Annotated in this window: 5 protein-coding genes; 3 read left to right on the top strand and 2 right to left on the bottom strand. The window is 47.4% G+C overall.

All coding sequences use genetic code 11. The features are described 5' to 3' along the window. Window positions 1-181 precede the first annotated feature (181 nt). Window positions 182-655, bottom strand: coding sequence for an acetolactate synthase small subunit (gene ilvN / locus GPK83_RS15210; RefSeq protein ID WP_117512886.1), 474 nt, complete (start codon window positions 653-655; stop codon window positions 182-184). 12 nt (window positions 656-667) lie between these two features. After that, window positions 668-2,290: a biosynthetic-type acetolactate synthase large subunit gene (ilvB, locus tag GPK83_RS15205; RefSeq protein WP_117552994.1), complete on the bottom strand. Its 1,623-nt coding sequence runs from the start codon at window positions 2,288-2,290 to the stop codon at window positions 668-670. A 357-nt stretch (window positions 2,291-2,647) separates the two neighbouring features. Here ilvB and GPK83_RS15200 point away from each other — a divergent pair, with 357 nt between their 5' ends. From GPK83_RS15200 to GPK83_RS15190, 3 genes are read left to right on the top strand one after another with little or no spacing between them, the layout of a single operon-like run. Next, on the top strand, window positions 2,648-3,394 hold the full coding sequence (locus GPK83_RS15200; protein WP_117552993.1) for a LytTR family DNA-binding domain-containing protein: 747 nt from the start codon (window positions 2,648-2,650) through the stop codon (window positions 3,392-3,394). Further along, the gene (locus tag GPK83_RS15195; RefSeq protein ID WP_117512880.1) at window positions 3,391-4,227 is read left to right on the top strand and encodes a GHKL domain-containing protein; all 837 of its coding nucleotides are present in this window, start codon (window positions 3,391-3,393) and stop codon (window positions 4,225-4,227) included. Before GPK83_RS15200 ends, GPK83_RS15195 begins: the two co-directional genes overlap by 4 nt. Next, window positions 4,224-5,093 carry a hypothetical protein gene (locus GPK83_RS15190; protein WP_117552992.1) on the top strand — a complete coding sequence of 290 codons (870 nt, stop codon included), beginning with the start codon at window positions 4,224-4,226 and terminating at the stop codon, window positions 5,091-5,093. Before GPK83_RS15195 ends, GPK83_RS15190 begins: the two co-directional genes overlap by 4 nt. Window positions 5,094-5,333: the final 240 nt, after the last annotated feature.

Below are 5,333 nucleotides of genomic sequence, written 5' to 3'. Positions count from 1 at the left end.
TTGTTTATCAAAAAAACAGGGATTCTTTGCGGTTTTTACAAGTTTTTAAACGTTTTATTTGAAATAGCACAATAGGTTAATTTAGTATAAACAAAGTTTATTGTGATACTTGATTCGATTGAGAAAAGACCGGAGATGTTTGACGAAAAATATACGGCAAACAATTTCAGGTCTTTGATACTCAGTCTTTCGACATACAGATCGTACCCGTCCGCTGAAGCTCCAGAATACCAAAGCTTCTCACAAGTTCAATAAAATCTGTGATCACATCAGGAGCTGCATGGAACTCGATGACCATGCTCTTTGGGGAGACATGGACGATCTTGGCGTCCATGACGCTGCAGAGTTCGATCAATGAGCTGCGGTTTGTCGCGGAGTAGGAGACTTTGATGAGCATCATCTCCAAGAGGACGCTGCGGGTCTCCTCGAGGCGGCGGACTTTGATCACGTCCAGTTTCTTGTTTAAGTGTTTCTCAATCTGATCGACAGTGCGCTGGTCGCCGGTGGAGACGATGGTCATGCTGGAAATGTCATGGCGCTCCGTCTCGCCCACGGCCAGACTGTCGATGTTGAAGCCTCTTCTCGCGAAAAGACCGGATATCTGGGAGAGAACACCGTCTTTATTTTCTACAAGTACAGAAAAAATACCTTTCATCTTGCGTTCTCCTTATTTTGTGTTGTTGTGGCTGTCGACTTCGCAGACCATGATGCAGGCCTTGTCGCAGGCGAGGAAACGGTCGAGCTCTGCGTCGAGAGTTTCGTTGCTGTCGCAGTGGAAATAGTCCATATCGTAGGCAGCGGCGATCTCCGCATATTTCGGATAATCATAGAGCTGAACACCGAAATAGTGTTCCTCGTAAGTCTTTTCCTGATGCTCACGGACGAGACCGAGATAGTGGTTTCTCATGACGAGGATCTTTATCGGGACCTTGTTTACCGCGATGGTTCCAAGCTCGTACATGGACATCTGGAAGGAACCGTCACCGCAGACAACGACGACCTGTTTGTCCGGCGTACACATCTTCGCTCCGATTCCGGCCGGGATTGAGTAGCCCATGGTTCCCATACCGCCGCTTGTAAGGAAACGGCCGTTCTTCATCACATAGTTGTCGGCAGACCAGAGCTGGTTCTGTCCGACATCTGCAACATAGATCGCGTCATCGTCCATCTTCTCAGAGAGGTGCTGGACTAAAAGCATCGGATTTACGAGCTTATCACTGAAGACACGATGGTCTACCGTACTTTTTTTGATATCCTGAAGTGTCTCGATCCAGTTTGAGGTATCGATGGAAATATTCTCCTGCAGCAGACGATCGAAGATGCTCTTGATATCACCGACAAGCGGGATCGTAGGTCCGAGATTTTTACCGATCTCGGCGGTATCGATATCGATGTGGATGATATTGACCTGCTGTTCCAGATTTTCCGGTTTAGGAACGGCACGGTCGGCGATCCGCGCACCGGCAATGATCAGAAGGTCACTGTTTGCCACTGCACGGTTTGCATAGGGTTTTCCGTTATTTCCCAGCATTCCGAAGTACAGCGGGTGGTTTTTCGGCATAACGCCGATGCCCATCATCGTTGTTACAAGCGGGATATTGTTCTTCTCACAGAACTGGCGGACACACTCCTCGCCGTTTCCGAGGATAACACCGCCGCCGGCACAGATCAGAGGCTTTTTCGCTTTATTGATCGCAGCGACCACTTTATGCATCTGTGGGTTATTTCCCTTTGTACTTGGCTTGTATCCGCGGATATTGACCTCGGACGTGTAGTCGAAGGACTTCTTTAAGAGGTCGATCTGGACGTCACAGGGGATGTCGATGAGGACCGGTCCCTTTCTTCCGGTGGAAGCAATATAGAAAGCTTCCTTAAAGATACGCGGAATATCGTCAGCGCTCTTTACAAGATAGCTGTATTTTACGAAGGACTCGGTGGAACCACGCATATCGGCTTCCTGGAATACGTCACGTCCAAGGAGATTGGAATTGACCTGTCCGGTGATCGCGATAAGCGGAATACTGTCGGCGTAGGCCGTTGCCAGCGCCGTGATCAGATTTGTCGCACCAGGACCGGAAGATGTGACGCAGACGGCGGCCTTTCTGGAGATGCGGGCATAGCCGCTTGCGGCGTGTCCGGCCGCCTGCTCTTGACGGACAAGGACATGCTCGATGGTTCCGGCATTATATAAGGCCTCATAAAACGGGGAGATCGCAACGCCCGGATATCCGAAGATCCTGGTTACGCCCTCCTCCTCGAGGCATTTGACCATAGCTTCTGCACCATTCATAATAACTTAAAATACCCCCTCAAGTAAGCGTTTAAAAGATGTCTGGGGGCAAAAAAAATGATGATTTTGCCCTTTAAAATCTTTGAAGATAGTTAATAAGAATTATATCGCATACTGAGAGGGGATGTCAATGTGGAAAGGACGGGAGAATGGGGGATTTTGCGGGATTTTATGGGGAAACCTGCGAACTTGAAGCGAAAAGGAAAGTATGTTATGATTGACTGGTAAAAAAAGAAAAAACAGAATAAACGGAGCAAAAATATTAAGGGAGAGAGGCCTATAATTGCTGGGCTGATCGAAAAGAATCTTATCGATAAAAGCTCTCTAAAACGAGAGAAATGAAATACATGGGGGAACATGGAAATGAACATTGCGGTATGCGATGACCAGCCGGAAGTGCTGGATGTCGTCGAAAATATGCTGAGAGAGATTCCGGAGGTGGAGCGTGTCGAAACTTACCAGGATATCCGGCATATGAGGGATGAATTTGAAGATGGAAAACGACCGGATGTCCTGATCATGGATATCTGCCATGAATATAATACAAAAATTCCGGAGACGGAAGAGCGGCAGGAGGGAATCGATTATGCCTATGAGTTGAATCAGAAATTCCCGGAGCTGCAGATCATTTACCTGACCGGATATACGACGAGATATTCCCAGCATATTTTCCTGAAGCCGGTCAATCTCGTGGGATATCTCACGAAGCCGGTGAACGCGGATATCCTTGAAAAGCTTCTTAAGATCGCAAAAGAACGACGGGCCCAAGAAGATGAAAAGCGGGTGACGATCATGTGCCGGAACCAGCAGCAGATCTTTTATCTCAATGAGATCTGGTATCTGGAGAGCAGCGCTCACCGGACCATGATTCATACATACGAAAATGTGCAGGTGTGCCATGATAAGATTTCAGATATGGAGGAGCGGATGGGTGAAACCTTTGTACGGTGTCACCAGAGCTTTCTTGTAAATATGAAGTATATCCGGCGGGTGGAGCATGACCGGTTTAAACTGGAAAACGGGGAGGAGATTCCCATCAGCAAAAAGCGGTACATGGAAGCGCGGACGAGGTATTTTCAGTATCTGGAGGACGCGGTATCATGATCGTTCTTATATTGTTTACAATCTGCCAGTTTACGCTTCTTATAATGAACCATATGCTCTTTCAGGGCATCCCGTCAGCCTGGAATCAGATAGGTATTCCGGTGGTCGCCATCAGCTTTTTTACGGAAGCAGTGCTGGTTATAAACAGTTACCGGAACAGTAAAAATAAGGTGCTGGATCAGAAAAAAGAGCGGCTGAAACATGAACTGAACAGAAAGAAAATGGAAGAGGAGAGCGCCGAAGTGCAGGCGGAGCGCCTGAACAAGAGGCGGGAAGATCTTCTGCGGATCGTGAAAGAGGCTGAAAACGATCTTCACACAGAAGACCGGGGATCTGCGGCGGCAAAGCTTCAGAAGGAGATCGAGAAGAACCGGACAGGCCAGTACTGTTCCAATATGATCCTAAATGTACTTCTTGAGGAGTACGAGATCAGATGCCAAAAGGTGAAGATCCGGTTATCCGTCGATGCGCACGTGGGGGGGCTTCCGGGAATTTCAAGGATCCACCAGTGCAGCATTCTTTCGAATCTCATGAACAATGCCATGGAGGCGGTGGAATATCTTCCGGAAAGTGCGAGATGGATCCGGGCCGATATCCAGGTGAAGGCAGACTATCTCGTGATTGCAGTGGAAAATCCGTTTGCTGAGAAGTATCTCGGAATGGAAAAAGGCGGCGAGCGCGGATATGGCAGCAGGATCCTTCGTGAGATCGCAAAGATGTATGGCGGAAACTGCAATGTGAAGATCGACAGGGAGAAAAAGATATATAAGAGCACGGTGATCCTGGACGCGGCGGGAACCGGTGCGGAAGAGGAGAGGGGGAGAACGGCATGAACACGGATGCGGTTTTGCGCATACTGATTTGCGCACTTGGCCTGATGCCCACGACCTTTTTTCTGATGCAGACACTGAAATGGCGGGGGACAATTACAAAGGTGCTGATCCTGCAGATCATTTTCAATATTCTTTCATGCAGCGCGAAAGAATATATGAATTCGCTGAGTGATCAGGAAGTGATCGGAATGACGAGCTGGGTACTGATGGGGATCTATCTGAGTGGCATCTTTCTGTGCTTTGGCGATTCCCTGAAAAGAATCATATTGATGGTGGTAATCGCGATCGGATGTACGACGGTTGCGGAGCTTATCTGCAATGCAATATTTGTAAATAATGGCTGGCTGGTCACAGGCTCATTTTGGGGGGTCTACGATTATGTACGTGCCATGACATGCGAGACCATACTTTTAAGTCTGATCCTCATGGGACTGGTTTTCCTCATAAAGTGGAGACGATCTCTGTTCCGCGAAAAAAGCCAGATAGTCACAGCGCTGATCGCAGTCAGCGTTCTCGCTGGAATGTATCCCTACATGGATTATATTACGAAAAAACAGTATGCGGTCTCCATTGGTCAGCAGTTCCTTTTTATCCTGATCATTATGATCTACATGTTCCTTCCGCTCATCGCTCAGGAGACAGAAAGACGTCAGGAAAATGAGAAACTGTTAAAAGCGCTGAATGACCAGTTTGAGATCGAAAAAAGTCACTTAAAACTCATGGAAGATTTCGAGACCGATCAGAGAAAACTCGAACACGATTTTAACAACCAGATGATGGTCGTCATGGGAATGATGGAGATGGGCGAATGGATGGCCGCGGAGGATATGCTGGGGGAGATGGAGAAGAGGATTGGGGAGGTGTAGGAAGGGGAAGAAACAAGAGAATATAGAGGGATTGGAATGTAGGAGAAATGTCTTCGGGAGAGGATATTTCTCTTTTTTTGCCGAAAAATGGGGCGATTTTGACGGCGGTGAAAACTGAAAGTCATCGTATTGTATAATCTGCAATTAGAGAATAATTATGTGAAAAAAGTGTGAAATAAAATCGCTGAATAGCGGAGAGGAGAAGATTTAGAAAGTAAAAGTATTGAAAATGTAAGGGGA

Origin of the sequence: Clostridium sp. MCC328 (genome assembly GCF_018785465.1) — a bacterium.
GTDB classification, from domain to species: domain Bacteria; phylum Bacillota; class Clostridia; order Lachnospirales; family Lachnospiraceae; genus Pilosibacter; species Pilosibacter fragilis.
Note: the sequence above shows the minus strand (reverse complement) of the source record. Positions and strands in the feature narration are given on the sequence as shown.